The sequence below is a fragment of the Myxococcus vastator genome (assembly GCF_010894475.1).
Lineage (GTDB): Bacteria > Myxococcota > Myxococcia > Myxococcales > Myxococcaceae > Myxococcus > Myxococcus vastator.
In genome coordinates, this window is record NZ_JAAIYB010000803.1 from 1 (window position 1) to 1,713 (window position 1,713).

Genomic DNA, 1,713 nt, shown 5'->3' on the forward strand with positions numbered 1-1,713 from the left:
CGGAGCTGTGTATAAGAGACAGTGTCTCGGTTCCATGTAAATTCCGGTGCTTGCTCCGGCGCTCCGGCCCGTGACTGCGTATTGTGTCCAGGCTACGGATCCGGTTTCTGGAATCCGGACCGGTTGATGCCCAGGCGCTTGAGCCGCTCGTAGAGGGATGAGCGGGGGATGCCGAGCCGCGCGGCGGCGCGCTCCACGTGCCCGTGTTCGCGGCGGAGGATGCGCTCGATGTGGCGGCGCTCCAGCTCCTCGAGGGTGAGGTGGTCGTCGGCGTCGGAGGCGGCCTCGCTGACATTGGCCTCGAAGCGCAAGTCCCCCCGGGACAGGGGCCCGCCGCCGGACAGCAGCACCGCGCGCTCCAGCACGTTGCGCAGCTCGCGGATGTTGCCAGGCCACGCGTAGCGGGTGAGGGCCGCCTGGGCGTCGGGTTGCAGCCCCACGCCGCCGCGGCCCCGCGCCGCGCCCAGCTCCGCCAGAAAGTGGTGCGCCAGCTCGACGATGTCCTCGGGCCGCTCACGCAGCGGAGGGACATGGAGGATGAGCGTGCTGACGCGGAAGTAGAGGTCGCTGCGGAACCGCTTGTCGCGGGCGGCCACGCCCAGGTCCTGGTGCGTGGCGGCGATGAGGCGCACCTCCACGCGGCGGTCCCTCACGTCGCCCAGCCGCCGGAAGCGCTTCTCCTCCAGCACCTTGAGGAGCTTGGGTTGGACGGCCGAGTCCATGTCGCCAATCTCATCCAGGAACAGGGTGCCCCGGTCGGCGACCTCCAGCAGGCCCTGCTTGGCGGCCACCGCGCCGGTGAAGGCGCCCTTCTCGTGGCCGAACAGCTCCGAGTCGAGCAGGTCCTTGGAGAGCGCCGCGCAGTTGAGGTCCACGAAGGGCGCGTCCTTGCGCGGGCCGCCTTCATGCAGCCAGCGCGCGAGCACGCTCTTCCCGCTGCCCGTCTCCCCGGTGATGAGCACCGGGCTGTCACTTTCGATGATGCGCTCGGCCTGCGCCTGGAGCGCGCGGATGGCGGCGCTGCCACCCACGAAGGGGTCCACCGCCCCACGGGCGATGCGTGAATGCTCCGCCAGCAGCCGCTGCCGCTCGCGGCGCTGCGCCACCAGCCGGTCCAGCACCACCTTGAGGACGGCCAGCTCCACCGGCTTGGTGAGGAACTGCTCGGCGCCTTCCTTCACGGCCTGGACGGCCAGCTCGATGGAGCCATGGCCGGTGAGCACCACCAGGGGCACCGAGGCGTCGATGTCCTTGAGGCGCGGCAGCAGCTCCAGCGCGGTGCCGTCCGTGAGCCGGTAGTCCACCACGGCCACGTCCGGACGCGTGGCGCGGAACGCCTCCTGCGCCTCGGCGAGGCTGGTGGCCTCGTCCACGTCGAACCCATGGGTGGTGAGGAAGCCCCTCATGCCCAGGCGGATGCCGGGCTCGTCGTCCACGAGGAGGATACGGGTACGGGTCATGAAGCCAGGGAGTCTACGTGCTGGGTTGATACAGGCGAAGAAACAGCTGGAAGCAGCAGCGTGACCTCCGCGCCGCCCTCCGGGTGATTGCGCAAGCGGATGACACCCTGGTGCTCCTCCAGGATGCGCTGGACGATGGACAGGCCCAGCCCCGTGCCGCCGCGCCGCTTGCTGAAGAAGGGCTCGAAGACATGGGGCAGGTCCTCCGAGCGGAAGCCCGGCCCGCCGTCCCGCACGGTGCACCGCACCCAGG

The 1,713-nt window shown here is 70.3% G+C and carries 2 protein-coding genes; both read right to left on the bottom strand.

Annotated elements, in window-relative coordinates:
• Positions 1–92: 92 nt before the first annotated feature.
• Positions 93–1,460, bottom strand: coding sequence for a sigma-54-dependent transcriptional regulator (locus tag G4D87_RS37430; RefSeq protein WP_163787544.1), 1,368 nt, complete (start codon positions 1,458–1,460; stop codon positions 93–95).
• Positions 1,457–1,713 (bottom strand): ATP-binding protein (locus G4D87_RS37435; RefSeq protein ID WP_163787545.1); only part of this gene is annotated, 257 nt, incomplete at its 5' end. The genes G4D87_RS37435 and G4D87_RS37430, both read right to left, overlap by 4 nt.